The 17,225-nt window shown below is 59.1% G+C and carries 15 protein-coding genes; 8 read left to right on the forward strand and 7 right to left on the reverse strand.

All coding sequences use genetic code 11. The features are described 5' to 3' along the window. Positions 1-90 precede the first annotated feature (90 nt). Genes FOY56_RS09030 through FOY56_RS09040 form a run of 3 tightly spaced genes read left to right on the forward strand, consistent with a single transcriptional unit; the run spans position 91 to position 1,555 of the window. Positions 91-744 carry an alpha/beta hydrolase gene (locus FOY56_RS09030; RefSeq protein ID WP_146345508.1) on the forward strand — a complete coding sequence of 218 codons (654 nt, stop codon included), beginning with the start codon at positions 91-93 and terminating at the stop codon, positions 742-744. Next, entirely contained in the window at positions 744-974 is a 231-nt protein-coding gene (locus FOY56_RS09035) for a hypothetical protein (RefSeq protein WP_146345509.1), read from the forward strand. Before FOY56_RS09030 ends, FOY56_RS09035 begins: the two co-directional genes overlap by 1 nt. Next, positions 971-1,555 (forward strand): HD domain-containing protein, encoded by a 585-nt coding sequence (locus FOY56_RS09040; protein WP_146345510.1) that lies wholly within the window; start codon positions 971-973, stop codon positions 1,553-1,555. Before FOY56_RS09035 ends, FOY56_RS09040 begins: the two co-directional genes overlap by 4 nt. On the opposite strand, the gene FOY56_RS09045 is transcribed toward FOY56_RS09040, so the two are convergent. Next, complete coding sequence (locus FOY56_RS09045; protein WP_146345511.1) at positions 1,552-2,580, reverse strand: alpha/beta hydrolase; 1,029 nt, start codon at positions 2,578-2,580, stop codon at positions 1,552-1,554. The genes FOY56_RS09040 and FOY56_RS09045 overlap by 4 nt on opposite strands. Positions 2,581-2,785: 205 nt before the next feature. Between FOY56_RS09045 and FOY56_RS09050 the strand changes: the two genes are divergently transcribed. From FOY56_RS09050 to FOY56_RS09060, 3 genes are all read left to right on the forward strand, one after another. Beyond that, complete coding sequence (locus FOY56_RS09050) at positions 2,786-4,000, forward strand: NADP-dependent isocitrate dehydrogenase (RefSeq protein WP_146345512.1); 1,215 nt, start codon at positions 2,786-2,788, stop codon at positions 3,998-4,000. Between the two features lie 210 nt (positions 4,001-4,210). Further along, positions 4,211-4,909, forward strand: a complete 699-nt coding sequence (locus FOY56_RS09055; RefSeq protein ID WP_146345513.1) for a sulfotransferase family protein — start codon at positions 4,211-4,213, stop codon at positions 4,907-4,909. 126 nt (positions 4,910-5,035) lie between these two features. Then, on the forward strand, positions 5,036-5,371 hold the full coding sequence (locus FOY56_RS09060) for a DMT family transporter (RefSeq protein WP_146345514.1): 336 nt from the start codon (positions 5,036-5,038) through the stop codon (positions 5,369-5,371). Between the two features lie 8 nt (positions 5,372-5,379). Here FOY56_RS09060 and FOY56_RS09065 read toward each other — a convergent pair whose 3' ends face one another. Continuing rightward, positions 5,380-6,315 (reverse strand): efflux RND transporter periplasmic adaptor subunit, encoded by a 936-nt coding sequence (locus tag FOY56_RS09065; protein WP_186766289.1) that lies wholly within the window; start codon positions 6,313-6,315, stop codon positions 5,380-5,382. Between the two features lie 143 nt (positions 6,316-6,458). Between FOY56_RS09065 and typA the strand changes: the two genes are divergently transcribed. Beyond that, the gene (gene typA / locus FOY56_RS09070) at positions 6,459-8,279 is read left to right on the forward strand and encodes a translational GTPase TypA (RefSeq protein ID WP_146345516.1); all 1,821 of its coding nucleotides are present in this window, start codon (positions 6,459-6,461) and stop codon (positions 8,277-8,279) included. A 375-nt stretch (positions 8,280-8,654) separates the two neighbouring features. On the opposite strand, the gene FOY56_RS09075 is transcribed toward typA, so the two are convergent. From FOY56_RS09075 to recA, 3 genes are all read right to left on the reverse strand, one after another. Then, on the reverse strand, positions 8,655-8,942 hold the full coding sequence (locus tag FOY56_RS09075) for a DUF1330 domain-containing protein (protein ID WP_146345517.1): 288 nt from the start codon (positions 8,940-8,942) through the stop codon (positions 8,655-8,657). A 1-nt stretch (position 8,943) separates the two neighbouring features. Then, complete coding sequence (gene alaS / locus FOY56_RS09080) at positions 8,944-11,613, reverse strand: alanine--tRNA ligase (protein ID WP_146345518.1); 2,670 nt, start codon at positions 11,611-11,613, stop codon at positions 8,944-8,946. 158 nt (positions 11,614-11,771) lie between these two features. Further along, positions 11,772-12,842, reverse strand: a complete 1,071-nt coding sequence (recA, locus tag FOY56_RS09085; RefSeq protein WP_146345519.1) for a recombinase RecA — start codon at positions 12,840-12,842, stop codon at positions 11,772-11,774. A gap of 191 nt (positions 12,843-13,033) precedes the next feature. Between recA and FOY56_RS09090 the strand changes: the two genes are divergently transcribed. After that, entirely contained in the window at positions 13,034-13,627 is a 594-nt protein-coding gene (locus tag FOY56_RS09090) for a sulfotransferase family 2 domain-containing protein (RefSeq protein WP_146345520.1), read from the forward strand. Positions 13,628-13,629: 2 nt separating this feature from the next. On the opposite strand, the gene FOY56_RS09095 is transcribed toward FOY56_RS09090, so the two are convergent. Next, positions 13,630-15,939, reverse strand: coding sequence for an ATP-binding response regulator (locus FOY56_RS09095; protein ID WP_146345521.1), 2,310 nt, complete (start codon positions 15,937-15,939; stop codon positions 13,630-13,632). A gap of 99 nt (positions 15,940-16,038) precedes the next feature. Beyond that, the gene (locus FOY56_RS09100; protein ID WP_146345522.1) at positions 16,039-17,208 is read right to left on the reverse strand and encodes an RsmB/NOP family class I SAM-dependent RNA methyltransferase; all 1,170 of its coding nucleotides are present in this window, start codon (positions 17,206-17,208) and stop codon (positions 16,039-16,041) included. Positions 17,209-17,225: the final 17 nt, after the last annotated feature.

Raw genomic sequence — 17,225 nt, forward strand, 5'->3', positions numbered from 1 at the left:
GGCGCGTGAATTAGAACCGTTCTAAGGTGCCTGAGGGAATTCGTCAAGAATTTCCGGCACCCCCGACCAGAAGACAGGACTGACACACATATGCCCGAGGTCATTTTTCCCGGACCCGAAGGCCGCCTTGAAGGCCGCTATCACCCGCAAAAGGAAAAAGACGCCCCCATCGCGATTGTGTTGCATCCGCATCCGCAATTCGGCGGGACGATGAACAACAAGGTGGTCTATAATCTCCACTACGCGTTCTACAACATGGGCTTCACCGTTTTGCGGTTCAATTTCCGCGGCGTCGGTCGCAGTCAGGGTGAATACGATCAGGGTATCGGCGAGCTGTCCGATGCCGCGTCGGCACTCGATTATCTGCAGTCGATGAACAACAACTCCAAGCATTGCTGGGTTGCGGGCTTTTCGTTCGGCGCGTGGATCGGCATGCAATTGCTGATGCGTCGCCCCGAAATCACCGGCTTTATCAGCGTCGCCCCCCCGGCGAACATGTATGACTTTTCGTTCCTTGCGCCCTGCCCCAGCTCGGGCCTGATCATCAATGGCACTGCCGACCGCGTGGCCCCGCCCGCCGATACGGTGTCTCTGGTGAACAAGCTGCACGAACAAAAGGGCATCACGATCACCCATCAGGAAGTCGAAGGCGCTGACCACTTCTTCCAGGAACCACACATGGATACGATGGTCGACAGTGTGACCGACTATGTGAAACGGCGCCTGACGGAAAACACCCGCTGATGTCATCGACGATCGAGACGCTGGCCGCCAAATTGGCCGAAGATACGATGGCGGCAATGAAGATCACCGGCGATGATCGCCTGTATGTCGAGGTGGGCGGCGTTCTCGCGGCCTCCTCACAATCGCTGGAAGAGGCCTATCTGACCGAGGTCCGTGTTCGCCTTGCCGAGAGAATCGCGCGCGATTTCCTGAAGAAGAAGGTCGCCGCCGCCAAAAAGGCGGCGACGTGACCGACCGGCTGGATCGGCAAATCGACTTTCTCAAAGAGACCGACAAGCTCAAGTCGATCCTGCGGGCCTCGCGCCTGATTGATGGCAGCCGGTTTGAAAACTCGGCCGAACACAGCTGGCACATCATGCTATACGCACTGGTTCTGGCCGATCAGGCAGGGCCGGATGTGCAGATCGACCGGGTGCTGCGGATGCTGTTGATCCACGACATTGTCGAGATTGATGCAGGTGACGCCCCGATCCACGGTCAGGTCGATCACGCCGCGATGGCCGTGAAAGAGGCTGCTGCCGCAGATCGCCTGTTTGGCCTGCTGCCACCCGATCAGGCAGACGACTTCCTGATGCTGTGGCGCGAATTCGAAGCCGCCGAAAGCCCCGATGCACTTTATGCCAAAGCCATCGACAGGATGCCCAGCCCGATCATGAACATGGCCAATGGCGGCGGATCCTGGACCGAGTACAACGTCACGATGGACCAGCTTGACGCCCGCGTCGGCACGCCGATCAACAAGGGCGCGCCGGGTTTGTGGGCATGGTTGCGCCCCCGGATCATCGACTGGTTTTCGGCCCGCGCCAGCTAGGTCAGCGCCGCACGCAACCACTCCGCCGATGTTCGGATCGCGTCATTGCCCTGCGGCAGGATCTTTGTCATCGACATAAACGCGTGGATCTGCCCGGGGTATTCGATCACTTCCGCTTGTGTGCCCACCGCTTTCAGGCGGTCGGCATAGTTTGTCCCATCATCGCGCAACGGATCGTGCCCGGCCACGACAACCAGCGCCTGTGGTTGGCCCGCCAAACGATCTGACAACATCGGTGACACGCGCGGATCCAGCGGGTCCTGCCCATCTGCCAGATACAGGCTCAGATACCAGAGCATCCGGTCGTGGTTCAGCAGAAATGCGTCTGTCAGGCTTTTGACCGACGGCGTGTTCAGCCGCCCATCAAGTGCCGGATACAGCAACAATTGCGCCTTTGGCAGTGGGGCGCCGGACTCTTGCAACACATGCATCAAAGCCGCCGTCAGGTTCGCGCCAGCGCTGTCACCGCCCACAGCAATCCGCGCCGGATCAACGCCCAGGCTGTCGGCCTGTTGCAGAACCGCGTGATACGCAGCTGAGACGTCATCCAGCCCGGCCGGAAATTTGTGTTCCGGTGCAAGGCGATAGTGGAAAGAGATCACCTTGATCCCGGCCCAGTCCGCCAGCTTGCCACACAGCCCGTCATGGGTGTCGAGATCACATTGAATCCACCCCCCACCATGCAAAAACAACAGCGTCGGCATCGCGCCCGTGGCCCCCGGTGGCGTATACATCCGGGCCGGACAGAGGCCATCGACCCCGGGCAGTTGGATGTCCGATTTAAGAACCCCGGTCGGACAGGGTTCATCCAACAGGCTGGCCATGCGGGACATCTGCGCGCGGCTTTCTTCGACCACAGGATCAGCGCCTGCGCGTATGGTTTCGACCATTTCGCCAAACAATTGCGCCTTGGGGTCGATCTGGCGACCATCCACCACCCGCAAACGCCCTTTCAGCAAACGCGCAACCGCGCTTTCGGGCAGCCAGAGCAATGGAAGTTTGGCCAGTGTCAGCAGTTTGCGCATTGATCACTCCTTCCTCCTGTTCACTCCAACCTAGCCTGCAATGGCGGACAGGTCCGTCACAATCAGGTCGTTGCGTAAGCATTCAGCACATCAGGGAAAAAGATATGCGACAGTTTTGTATACTATTGCATACAGACTTCACCTTACCGGGGTGATCCGCTAAGGAAGGCGCAACATCCTCCCATCAGGCAAAGGGACCTTTCCCATGACCAAGATCAAAGTGGACAAACCCGTCGTCGAAATTGACGGCGACGAAATGACCCGCATCATCTGGGACTTCATCAAGAAAAAGCTGATCACACCGTATCTGGACATCGACCTGTTGTATTACGACCTGAGCATTCAGGAACGTGACCGCACCGATGATCAGATCACCGTGGATGCCGCCAACAAGATCAAAGAGGTCGGCGTTGGCATCAAATGCGCGACCATCACCCCGGACGAGGCGCGGGTTGAAGAGTTCGGGCTGAAAAAGATGTGGCCCAGCCCCAATGGCACAATCCGCAACATCCTGGGCGGCGTGGTGTTCCGCGCGCCGATCATCTGCAAGAACGTTCCGCGCCTTGTGCCGGGTTGGACCAAGCCCATCGTCATTGGGCGGCACGCGTTTGGCGATCAGTACAAGGCGAGCGATTTCAAGTTCCCCGGCCCGGGCAAGCTGACGATGAAATTCGTCGGTGAAGACGGCACCGAGATTGAGCGCGATGTCTATGACGCACCATCAGCGGGTGTTTTCGTCAGCATGTACAATCTGGACAGTTCGATCCGGGATTTCGCCCGCGCATCAATGAATTACGCATACAACCTGAAGTGGCCGCTGTACCTGTCGACCAAGAACACCATCATGAAACAATATGATGGCCGCTTCCTTGAACTGTTTCAGGAGATTTTCGAGGCCGAGTTCGCGGACAAGTTCAAAGAGGCCGGGATCTGGTACGAACACCGGCTGATTGACGACATGGTCGCCTGCGCGATGAAGTGGAACGGCGGTTTTGTCTGGGCCTGCAAGAACTATGATGGCGACGTGCAGTCTGACACAGTGGCGCAGGGCTTTGGCTCGCTCGGGCTGATGACATCGCAGTTGATGACGCCCGACGGGCAGATCGTCGAAGCCGAGGCCGCGCATGGCACCGTCACCCGCCACTATCGTCAGCACCAGAAAGGCGAACAGACCTCGACCAATTCGATCGCGTCGATCTTTGCCTGGACCGGCGGGCTCAAGCATCGCGCCAAGCTGGATGACAACACCGCCCTGATGGAGTTTGCCGACACGCTGGAAAAGGTCATCGTCGACACGGTCGAGTCCGGGTTCATGACCAAAGATCTGGCATTGCTGGTCGGCCCGGAACAGGGTTGGCTGACGACCATGGGGTTCCTTGAAAAGATCGACGAAAACCTGAACAAGGCGCTGGCCAAGTAACAAAGTTAGAAATCACCTGTCGCCCGTTTTTCGGGCGACAGACAGCATGCGCGCTGGGTTTTTAAGCCATTTGACCCCAGCATTTCTAATTATCATCTTTTTTGACTTATTTGCGACGGAACGCCCGCGCCCGAACGTGACGACCCCATCCAAGCCAGCCGGCCACACCCCGGAGGGCCACATAAACCCTCCGACCAGATGGGGACGGATATGATACACGATCCGAACGTTTTGCAGCCTTGGCACATCGCCTCGTATCCACGCAGCGGAAACCACCTTGTCCGTGCGCTGGTCGAATTCGCCAGTCATCGCCCCACGCTCGGCTGCCCCGGATCAACCCGCGACACGCCGATCCATTCCCGCGACCCCAACGCCAAAGCGGATGTTATCGCGATCAGCGACAGCAAACCCATTGCCTGCAAATCGCACTTTCTCGAACAAATCCTGCGACATTCGCACGACGCCCATGCGGGCCGCTTCCTGTTGATCACCCGCGATCCGGTCGCGGCGATCTCGTCGCATCTGGCCCGGTCTGTCGGGAAAAAGCTTTATGTCTCAGACCGCGCCTTGCGGATTCTGGTCGAACGGGAGCTGAACACCTATCTGTCACTTCTCTATGCCTACCGCAGCCAGCCCGAACCTCAGCGGGCGCATATCCGGTTCGAAGACCTGATCGCCGTTGGCGCAAAATCATTGGCAGCCTCTAACGCCTTGCTGAAAGCGCTGGACCCCAAGACCCCCGATTTGACTGCGCCGCAGCTGGATCAGATCCGCGCGCTGGCCAAAGACAGTCAATCGTCGCTGAAACCCCGGAAAACTGCGGCCCGGGACCGCATCCGACCCATTGTATCAGCAAGGCTAACCGAAGCAGACGTCCGGCAGTTTCTAAGCACCGGGCTGTGGGACTGACCCGCCGCCCGATATCAGGCCTTGCCGAAACAATTTGACGGCCGCCCGATTTGAGGGGCTGTTTTTTTCTTGCACAAGCCGCAGCATTGCCGGAAGAGCCTCAGGACACAGCCAGCGGAGCGCCCGATGCCGGTACATTACATTCACCTGATGATCGCTGTATTTGCCGAAACCATCGGCACGTCCGCCCTTCAGGCCAGTCAACAGTTCACCCGGTTCTGGCCGTCGGTTCTGGTGGTCTGTGCTTACGGAATTTCGTTCTACTTCATGGGACTGACGCTGCGGGTCATGCCGGTGGGTATCGTCTATGCGATCTGGTCGGGGCTGGGGATCATGTTTATCGCGGCCATCGGCTACGTCATCTTCCGCCAGTCTCTCGATCTGGCTGCGATCATTGGTCTGGCGCTGATCATCGCCGGTATTCTGGTGATCCACCTGTTCTCCAAGTCGTCTGGCCACTAACGCGCCCGTCACAGGTATTCGCGATAGGCTTTGATCCACAACAGAACCTTGGCAATCACCCCCATCGGCCCGGCGTTTTCGCCAATCACAGTGGCGGAACCAACCGCGCCAATCGGCAAATCTCCGTTCTGCAGTTGCGCGGGCCATACAATCCGGATCAATGCTTCGGACGATGATCCGATATCCGCCTGATCCAGCAGATTTGCACCCACCATGACCTGACCGCCGGATGTGCCGAACACTTTTTCTGCGACGGTCGTCCAGAACACCTGGCCCGGATAGCGCGCAAAGGTCAGCCCGATTTCACTGCCCGGTTTGATCACGCCCCACCCGTTTTGTTCAAACACACCGCCAATAACGACGGCATCGTCGCGGACCATGGGCATGATCCCGGTATTTGCCGTGACCAGATCGCCTTCGGACAACCGCAAACCTGTTATGACACCGTCTGCGGCAGTCGTGATCACGGTATGATCCAGATTATAACGCGCCTGTTGCAGTTGCGCATTTGCCGCTTGCAGGGCAGCGTCGGCTTCGTCCACTGACTGCTCGCTGACAGTGGCCTGATTGAGGTCAAAGGCGGTCTTCTTACGCTGATAGGTTTTTTCGGCAATGTCCTGATTGGCCTCGGCCAGTTGGACTGCATATTCAAAGGGGCGCGGATCAAGACGCACCAGAACGTCGCCCTCGTTCACTCTTGTGTTGGCCGCCACCGGAACCTCGATGACGGTGCCGCTGACAATCGATGCCACCTGAATGACCGGTGCCATGACAGCTATCCGCCCCGACGGCGTGCGGGTGTTCAGCAGCGCCATGACCACCAGAACGATCGCCAGACCGATCAGGGCAACCATGGTTTTGGTCGATCCCCTCCAGGGCAGAACTTCGAACTTGAAGAACAATAGCCACACGATCAGCCCGTATCCGGCAAGAATGATCACCATGGCATTTCCCCCTTTTGAGCCAACCCTACAGGGTTCAAAACACGCGGCAAGTGGCATGAGAATCACATGATGGTGGATTTCCTCTGGTCACGGCCCGTCCGGCACGATATGCGCGCGGCAACTCCCGTACAAAGGCTGGACCAATGGACCTGCGTAATATCGCTATCATCGCCCACGTTGACCACGGCAAAACCACGCTGGTCGACGAACTCTTGAAACAATCCGGTACCTACCGGGAAAACCAGGCCACGACCGAACGGGCCATGGACAGCAACGATCTTGAGCGCGAGCGCGGGATCACCATTCTGGCCAAGGCGACATCGGTCGAGTGGAAAGACACCCGGATCAACATCGTCGACACACCGGGCCACGCCGATTTCGGTGGCGAGGTTGAGCGCATTCTGTCGATGGTGGACGGTGTGGTGCTGCTGGTGGACGCCGCCGAAGGGCCAATGCCGCAAACCAAATTCGTGACCTCCAAGGCGCTTGCCCTTGGCCTGCGCCCGATTGTGGTGCTGAACAAGGTCGACAAACCCGACGCCGAACCCGACCGCGCATTGGACGAATGTTTCGATCTGTTTGCCAACCTTGGCGCCGATGACGATCAGCTGGATTTCCCGTCCATGTACGCCTCGGGCCGCAACGGCTGGTGCGACGCCGAACTGGACGGCCCGCGCAAGGACCTGTCGGCGCTGTTTGACCTGATCGTCGAACACGTCCCTGCCCCGGCTCAGATCGCGCACCGGGACGAACCGTTCCAGATGCTGGCAACCACGCTGGGCAGCGACCCGTTCATTGGCCGGATCCTGACCGGTCGCGTCGAAGCCGGTACTCTGAAAACCGGCGACCCGGTCAAGGCGCTCAGCCATGACGGAACGCTGATCGAAAACTTCCGCGCCACCAAGATCCTAGCCTTCCGCGGCTTGTCTCAGCAGCCCATCGACGCCGCCGAAGCCGGCGATATTGTCACCATCGCGGGCATGACCAAGGCAACCGTTGCCGATTCTCTGGTGGCCCCGCAGGTCACAGAAGCCCTGCCCGCCCAGCCGATTGATCCGCCCACCATCACCGTGACCTTTGGCATCAACGACTCACCTCTGGCCGGTCGTGACGGCAAAAAGGTCCAGTCGCGCGTTATCCGTGACCGCCTGATGAAAGAAGCTGAACAAAACGTCGCCATCCGCATCACCGACACCCCCGGCGGCGACGCGTTCGAAGTTGCCGGTCGTGGCGAACTTCAGATGGGTGTTCTGATCGAAAACATGCGCCGCGAAGGGTTCGAACTGTCGATCTCGCGCCCGCAGGTTCTGTTTCGCGAAGAAGACGGTCAGCGGCTTGAGCCGGTCGAAGAAGTCACCATTGATGTGGATGACGAATATTCCGGCGCCGTGATCGAAAAAATCACCGGCCCCCGCAAGGGTGAACTGGCCGAGATGAAGCCAGCCGGTGCTGGCAAAACCCGGATCATCGCGCATGTACCATCGCGTGGCCTGATCGGGTATCACGGCGAATTCCTGACCGACACGCGCGGCACGGGCGTTCTGAACCGCGTGTTTCACGGCTGGACCCCGCACAAAGGCGCTATCCCGGGCCGTCGGGCCGGGGTTCTGATCTCGATGGAAAACGGTCAGTCCGTGGCCTATGCGCTGTGGAACCTCGAAGAGCGTGGCAAGATGTTCATCGGCGCCCAGGCCGATATCTATCAGGGCATGGTCATTGGCGAACACAGCCGTGAAAACGACCTGGAAGTGAACCCGTTGAAGGGCAAGAAGCTGACCAACGTCCGCGCCAGCGGCACCGACGAAGCGGTCCGCCTGACCACACCGATCACCATGTCGCTGGAACAGGCCATCGCCTATATCGACGATGATGAACTGGTCGAAGTCACACCCAACGCGATCCGGTTGCGCAAACGCCACCTGGACCCGCACGAACGCAAACGCGCTGCGCGGTCAGCAGGCTAACGCAAGAAGGAGCGCCGGTGCAAATCGGCGCTCCTTTTCATTTCAAGTCAAAGAAACGTTCAGGAAACGCAATCTCCCGAAAAATGGCCCCCACCCTGAGGGTCAGGCGTGATGCTCAGATTGGCAATCATTTTTTTTCTGGGCTTCGGCAGGCCAGATGGTTCACAAAACTCTCCATTGCTGCCTCGCTGACTTCGGCCCCATAGGTACCGTCGAATGAGTCGCCGTGGGCGTTCAAGACCAAGCCGCCGGTGTCCACAGGAGGTTCTAGCCAGCCTTCATCGCAACTCTACAAGCCCGCCGCAATGGCCAAGCCCATCAGCACCTTTGACCATCCAGACACACCCGCGCGCGGGCCCAACCCCCACGAAGAGGTCATTCGCTGGTTTCAACAACCATCAGTTCACGCTCGGATGCGCCGCGTGCATGGCTGAGTGCCTCTTGATATTCGGGTGAATTGTAACAATCGACCGCCGCATCGACGCTAGGGAACTTTGCAACCACATTGCGCGGACGTTCCTTGCCCTCCAACTGAACGAACCGACCGCCACGTGCGACAAAGGCACCGCCGTGCTTGGCAATCGCCGGCCCCGCCAGTTCGGCGTATTTCGCATAGGCGTCCGCGTCGGTCACCGTAACATGTGCAATCCAGAGTGCTGGCATCTTATCCCTCCAATACCGCTTCTGCGGCCTTAATCGCGGCCTCGGCGTTCGCGGCGTCCTTGCCGCCACCTTGCGCCATATCGGGGCGTCCACCGCCCCCTTTGCCGCCCAGTTCAACCACAGCCGCCTTGACCAGATCAACGGCTGACACCTTGTTTGTCAGGTCCGCTGTGACGCCTGCGGCCACGGCCGCTTTGCCACCGGTATCAGCGATCAGCAACACAGCGCCCGAGCCCAAGCGCGCCTTGTGTTCATCAATCAGCGCCGGAAGATCCTTGCCTGTGACGCCGCTCAGCACCTGAGCCACCAGTTGCACGCCATTGATCTCATGCACATCGACCGTGGCACTGCCACCGCCCGCCATCGCAAGGTCGCGGCGCAGTTGCGCCACTTCGTTGTTCAGCTCGCGCAGCTTGGTCTGATCTGACTTGATCCGATCCACCAATTCCTCTGGCGCCGCTTTCAGCTCCAATTGCAACGCATTCAGAACGTTACGCATTTTCGAAACATATTCGTTCGCACCCACGCCTGTCAGGGCCTCGATCCGGCGCACTCCGGCGCTGGACGCACTGTCGCCCAGCAGAACAAATTCGCCAATATCGCCAGTGCGTTTCACATGGGTTCCGCCGCACAATTCCAGCGAATAGGTCACCCCGTCGCTGCCCTTGCCCGATCCGGATTGCGTGCACATCGACACCACGCGCACTTCGTCGCCATATTTCTCACCAAACAACGCCTGTGCACCCAACTCGCGAGCATCGTCCGGGGTCATGATCCGCGTATCAACAGGCGCATTCTGGCGGATATAGTCGTTCACCTCGGCTTCGACCGATGCCAGTTCTTCCGCCGTCAACGCCTTGGCGTGCGAGAAATCAAACCGCAAACGATCCGCCGCATTCAGCGACCCGCGCTGCGCCACATGATCGCCCAAGGCCTGCCGCAGCGCTTCGTGCAGCAAATGCGTGGCCGAGTGGTTGGCCCGGATCGCCGTGCGGCGACTGTGGTCCACTTCAAGCTCGACCGGCTCACCCTTGGCCAGCGTGCCGCGTTCAATCAGAACCTTATGGGCATAGATCTTGCCATCAGCGAATTTGCGGGTGTCTTCAACCAGCGCAACATCGTCACGGTTTTCCAACCGTCGGATCACACCGGTGTCGCCAATCTGGCCCCCGGATTCACCATAAAACGGCGATTGATTGACCACGACCCAACCACTGGTACCCTCGGTCAACGCATCAACCTGCTGCCCATCCGCGATCAAGGCCACGACCTGACCTTCGGCCTTTTCAGTGTCATAGCCCAGGAAATCGGTCGCCCCGTCAGCATCCAGCACATCGAACCAGACCGCATTGTCTGCCGCCTCGCCCGATCCGGACCACGCGGCACGGGCCTTGGCCTTTTGTTCATCCATGGCTGTGTCGAACCCTTCGGTATCGACCTCGCGACCTTTTTCACGCAACGCGTCCTGCGTCAGATCCAACGGGAACCCGTATGTGTCATACAGCTTGAACGCCGCGCCACCCGGCAGTGGAGCCCCGTCGGCCAGACCATCCAGTTCATCGTCCAACAACTTCAACCCACGATCCAGCGTTTGCTTGAACCGGGTTTCTTCCAGTTGCAGTGTCTCTTCGATCAAGGACTGCGCGCGCCCCAGTTCCGGGTAAGCCGCTCCCATCTGCTGAACCAGTTGCGGCACCAACCGGTACATGACCGGATCCTTGGCCCCCAGCAGATGCGCATGCCGCATCGCGCGCCGCATGATCCGGCGCAACACATAGCCGCGCCCGTCATTGCTGGGCATCACGCCATCCGCAATCAGGAATGACGTCGAGCGCAAATGATCCGCGATCACGCGATGATGCACGTTCTTATCACCATAAGGGTCAACATTCGTGACATCCGCGCTGGCTTCGATCAGCGCCTTGAACAGATCTGTATCGTAATTGTCATGGCTGCCCTGCAACAACGCGCCGATCCGTTCCAGCCCCATGCCGGTGTCGATCGACTGCATATCCAGAGCTTTCATCGAGCCGTCTTCGAACTGCTCGTTCTGCATGAAAACGATGTTCCAGATCTCGATAAACCGGTCGCCATCTTCTTCCGGGCTGCCCGGAGGACCGCCCCAGATATGGTCGCCATGATCGTAAAAGATCTCGGTGCACGGGCCACACGGGCCAGTCGGCCCCATCTGCCAGAAATTGTCAGAGGTTCCGATGCGAATGATCCGGTCTTCGGGCACGCCGACTTTCTTCCAGATTTCGAACGCTTCGTCATCGGTGTGATAAACGGTCGCCAGCAAACGCGATTTGTCGATGCCGAATTCTTTTGTGATCAGATCCCAGGCGAACGGGATTGCCTCGTCCTTGAAATAGTCCCCAAAGCTGAAATTTCCCAGCATTTCAAAGAACGTATGGTGGCGTGCGGTGTATCCGACATTGTCGAGATCATTGTGCTTGCCGCCAGCGCGGACGCATTTCTGACTGGTCGTCGCGCGCTGATAGTCGCGGTGTTCGACCCCGGTGAACAGGTTCTTGAACTGCACCATGCCGGAATTGACGAACATCAACGTCGGGTCATTGCGGGGCACAAGCGGGCTGCTGTCCACCACCTCGTGCCCGTTCTTGGCGAAATAATTCAGAAAGGTAGAGCGGATATCGTTCAGCGATGGCATTTTGTGTCTCTTCGCGGGCGGGTTTCACAGGTATCGCGCAGGTTTAGCCCTCTGCCCCGGCCCTGTCCACAGCTACAGGTGCCGCAGACACGAATGCAGATGTGAAAACAGGGCCCGCATGACAGCGCGCCCTGTTTGATCTTTCATTTTGGCAAGCCTCAGGCTTCGAGGATGTCGTCGCTGCCCGCCGCACCTTCCGGCATGTCAAAGTCCAGACCGTGCGAGGCGCGGATCTTATCCTCAACCTCCAGAGCGATCCGGGAATGTTCGCGCATATAACTCTTTGCGTTTTCGCGCCCCTGCCCGATGCGCTCGTCACCATAGCTGAACCACGATCCGGATTTGTTCACCACGCCAGCCTTTACGCCCAGATCCAGCAGCTCACCCATCTTCGAGATGCCTTCGCCATACATGATGTCGAATTCAACCTCTTTGAACGGTGGCGCGACCTTGTTCTTGACGACCTTGACGCGCGTGGCGTTGCCAACGATTTCGTCGCGATCTTTTACCGCGCCGATGCGCCGAATATCCAGGCGTACCGACGAATAGAATTTCAGCGCGTTGCCGCCGGTGGTGGTTTCCGGACTTCCGAACATTACACCGATTTTCATGCGGATCTGGTTGATGAAGATGACCATGCATTTCGATTTCGAGATCGATCCGGTCAGCTTGCGCATTGCCTGGCTCATCAAACGCGCCTGAACGCCGACGCTGGCGTCGCCCATGTCACCTTCGAGTTCGGATTTCGGAGTCAGGGCCGCAACCGAGTCGACGACAACCATATTGACCGCGCCGGACCGCACCAATGTGTCGGTGATTTCCAACGCCTGCTCGCCCGTATCGGGCTGTGAGATCAGCAATTCGTCGATATCGACACCCAGTTTGCGGGCATATTGTGGATCCAGGGCGTGTTCGGCATCAACAAAGGCGCAAACGCCACCTTTTTTCTGCTGTTCCGCGATGCAATGCAGGGTCAGCGTGGTCTTGCCCGAACTTTCCGGGCCGTAGATTTCGATGATGCGGCCCATCGGCAGACCGCCAATGCCCAGGGCAATATCCAGACCAAGCGATCCGGTGGAACTGGCCTCGATCTCCTGAACGGCGTTGTCATCGCCAAGCTTCATGATCGAGCCTTTGCCAAATTGCCGCTCGATCTGGGCCAGAGCGCTGTCCAGCGCCTTTTGTTTGTCTGCGTTTTTCTTGCTGCTCATCGTCAAAAGATCCGCCATTGTCCCGTTCTCTTTCCTTCTTGTCACACCCTGTTCCGGGCGGCAATCTCTGCTTTGTTCACCTCATGTTCCTTATGAGATCAAAAGGAGAACATTTCAATAGAATTCTTCACACCTCCACTGTTTCCCAATTGAGTTAAGGAGTGGTTTACGCCAAACTTGCAGCCAGTTATGTGCAAGGTGTCGGATAAATGCTTGTTTTCCATAAAGAACGTCTGGTGTTCCTGTCCGTTCCCAAGACCGGGACAACGGCGTGGCAATCGGCCTTGCGGGATCGCGCCGACATCGTTGTCTCTGACCCTCCCGAGTTGAAACATGCGCCTGTCTATCGCTACAACCGGTTCTTTCACCCGATGTTCCAGAAGGTCACCAAGACCGATATGGAGCTTATCGCCGTCATTCGAGAGCCGATTTCGTGGCTGGGCAGCTGGTATCGCTATCGGCGACGCGCGTTCATGAGGGGCAAACCAAATGCGACCCATGACATGACCTTTGATGCCTTCGTCAAAGCACATTGTCAGGACAAGGTTCCCGGATTTGCCAATGTCGGTACGCAGTCAAAGTTTATCGAACCCCGGCCCAACGGCGTCGCGGTGTCGCGGTTGTTTCGCTATGAAGACCCCGACACGCTTTTGGCTTTTCTGCAGTCCCGCCTGAGCACGAGGATCAGCCTTGAACGGCTAAATGTGTCCCCTGATATGGACCTGACTCTGTCGGCTGAAACCGACGCCCTGATGCGTCGCAAATGTGCCGAAGATTTCGCGATCCACGACAGTATTCCCTGATTTTAGTGAAGCTGCTGGTGAACGGTTTCCGTCAATTGGTTCAGTGAGAATGGTTTCGGCAAGAACACCGAATCCGGTATGCCGGGTTCGGATTCGCCAAAAGCCCCTTCCGCGTAGCCTGACACAAAGACCACCCGGGCGCCGGGCCGCGCGACCAGAGCCTTGCGCACCCAGCTTGGCCCGTCCATTCCCGGCATCACAACATCCGTAACAAAAACATCCACCGTCAGGTCCGGGTCATCCAGCATGGTCAGCGCGTCTTCGGCTGATTCCGCTTCCAGCACCGTGTAGCCGCGCAAACGTAAAGCACGCGATGCAAAGGCGCGGACCGGGGCTTCGTCTTCGACCAGAAGCACCACGCCTTCGCCGTGTTTGGGCAGCGACACAGGTGCGCGTTCCGGACGCGGGGCCACGGCCTCTTGTTCACGTTCGTTGACCGGGAAATAGAGTGTGAACTGCGTGCCGGTCCCCGGAACGCTGTCGACAAAAATATAGCCGCCGCTTTGCTTGATGATTCCATACGCGGTCGACAGGCCCAGCCCGGTGCCTTCGCCGGTACGTTTGGTTGTGTAGAACGGCTCGAACACCTTTTGCAGCGCGTCCGGTTCGATGCCGATGCCTTCATCGCTAACCTTCACGGTGATATAATCGCCCGCCGGCACTGTTGCCCGGTCGCGTGACAGCGGGTCCGCAAGGTTTGCCACTTCGGTTGCGATCCGGATTTCTCCGCCACCGGGCATCGCGTCGCGTGCATTGACCACAAGGTTCATCAACACCTGCTCAAGCTGGCGTTTATCGGCGCGGATCGGGCGCAGGACCGGGTCGTGACTGAGTGTGAGCGTTACTTTTTCGCCCACCAACCGGTTCAACAGATGCGCCAAATCAGACAGCGTGTCGCGCAAGTCCAGAACTTCGGGCCGCAGCGTTTGTTTGCGCGAAAACGCCAGCAATTGCCCAACCAGGGCCGCCGCACGGTTGGCGTTCTGGTTGATCTGGATAAGGTCGCCATAATCCTGATCCCCCTGATCATGGCGCAACAGCAGCAGGTCGCAATGGCCGGAAATCGCAGTCAGCAAGTTGTTGAAATCATGAGCGACGCCGCCGGCCAGCTGGCCGATCGCCTGCATCTTCTGGCTTTGCACGAACTGCGCTTCAAGGGTTTTCAGCTCGGTCGCATCGGTCAACACCGCAATCAGAATTGGCGTGCCGTCATCAAGCGCCCGGCTTAGCGTGACCTGCACGAACACTTCCTTGTCCTTGCGGGTCAGGCGAAGGAATTCGCTTTTTGGTGCCGCCTGCCCTTCGGCTGTTGCGCGCAACCAATCCGCCACTGGCCGCCCCAGGCCTTGCATCAGCTCCGCCAACGGCGTGCCGGTCTGGGCAGAGGGTCCAAGAAGATCCTGGGCCAGCCGGTTCGCCGCGATCAATGCACCACCGGTCGAGATTTTGAGGATCGGGATCGGCACCGCGTCCGAAATCTGGCTCTGTTCCAATGCCTGCGGTCCCTGAACCGGCATGAAATAGAGCTCCCGCCGCCCTGCTGAGCCTTCGCACTCAAGCAACAACACGTCTGTGGGGCCGTCACAGCCGGACAAGGTATTCGCCTGACCGGATCTGAGCGGTAGCTTCGAGAACAGCTGATCCAGGGACTTTTTTCGACCGCCCGCAAGGGTACGCGCAGCGTCGTTCATGAACAACACGGCCCCGGATCGCCCGACTGTGATCATCGGCAGCGGCAGGTGGTCTGGGCCGCGCCCGGCAGCGGCGCGTTCAACCACATCCTCGACCCGCCACAACAGCACATCATCCGGCAACTGGTGCACCGCCAACCGCACGTGCCCCCGCCGTGTCACCACATCTTCGCGGGCCGCCCCGTCGACCCTGGCCTTGCACTGCAGCCGATACAGCGCGGCCGAAGGGTTGGCCAGAACTGCCCGCAGGGTGCCCGCCAGCGAATCGAATTCACTATCAGAAAACCGTTTTCGGGCAGCCGCGTTGCGCTTCAGGATCGCGCCGTCCCCGTCGGTGACAAAACTGGGGCTGGCGTCCTTGTCAATGAACGCGGCCAGCAGGTCGCGTGCAAGATCCTGCCCACGACGCGCAATCCTGATGCGCACCATGACAAAGCCACTGACCAGAACAAGTGTTGCAGCGGCGGCCAACAGGGCGCGCATGACGATCCCTTCCTCCGGAACTGCCAGTAAAGCCGCCAAAACCAGCGCAAACGCCAGAACCAGAACGGCTGCCACGCGGGCAACCGGCGGAGCGGTTACGTTAAGGTTCGGCAATATGGGGTCGATTTGACCGCTCAACGTCATGGCTCCGACAGGGATTCGATTGCCCCATTTCGGGCAACAACTGTTAAACCCGTCTTAAGATAGAGTGATTCTACCTAAGGTTGAGTATCGAAATCACGTGCGCGCGGTCAAGTGGGCCGCAAAGAATCCATCGGTTCCATCTGTCACAGACCAGCTTTTTTGCCACAGACACTGCCAGCCCGTGTGGCGGCCTAAAAACCGGTCGATCTGTGCCGAGTTTTCATCCGAAAGCAGTGAACAGGTCGCATAGGCCAACACACCATCATCCGCGACCAGAGGTGCGGCTTGGTCCAGAATGCTCGCCTGCACAATCAGCAAATCGTCAAGTTGCTCTGGTGTCAGCCGCCATTTGCCTTCCGGCGCGCGCCGCCATGCGCCGCTGCCAGAACAGGGCACATCAATCAAAACGATGTCAAACGGCGCTTGGGCTGCCGCCTCAGCGCGTGTGATCTGGACGATCTCGACACCAGCGCGCTCGGCCCGGGCGGGCAGATCCTGCATACGGTCGGGGTCCGCGTCATAGGCAAACACCGAGACCTCGGCCCGGGCCGCGATGGCCAGCGCCTTGCCCCCACCACCCGCGCAGAAATCCAGAATCCGCATGCCGTCCCGCACCGGCAGAGCATCGACCACGGCCTGACTCGCGGCATCCTGAAGCTCAATCAAACCTTGCTGGTAAGCCGTTGAATTCCTGACCTTTCGGGCGCCATCCAATACGTTCAGCGCCGACAGGGATGCCGGATGCGGCGTACACGTGATGCCATCCTGCGCCAGGGCCGCCATGGCAGACTCCCGGTCCCCCTTGCGCAGGTTGACGCGCAGATGCACCGGTGCGCGATGCTGCAGCGCCAGGGCCGCCGCTTCGGCCTGATCGCCCAAGGAGTCGACAAAACGTGGCCAAAGCCAGTCCGGGATATCCAGACGTTCCGCGTCAGAGCCCGGCGTGTTTTGGGTGTCACGCTCGTCATCGTCCAAAACCACAGGACCATAACCGGTACCGGTGAACAGGGTATCCGGGTCTGTCCCGTCGCGACGGCAGAGGCCCAGCATCAGTCCACGTCCGGTTTCGCTGCCCCCAAGGGCGGCCAGTGACCGGCGACTGCGCAAGGCGTCGAACACAAGATCGCGGACCGCCGCGCGATCTTTGGATCCGGCAAACCGGCTGCGACGCGCCCAGCCTGTCAGCGCCTGTTCCGCCGCGCGGCCGGACAGGATGGTGTCAAGGATCTCGGTCGCAGTCTGCACACGTGCGGCTGGCGTCATAGGGTACCTCAGGTTAG

Source organism: Falsiphaeobacter marinintestinus, from assembly GCF_007923355.1.
GTDB lineage: Bacteria > Pseudomonadota > Alphaproteobacteria > Rhodobacterales > Rhodobacteraceae > Phaeobacter_A > Phaeobacter_A marinintestinus.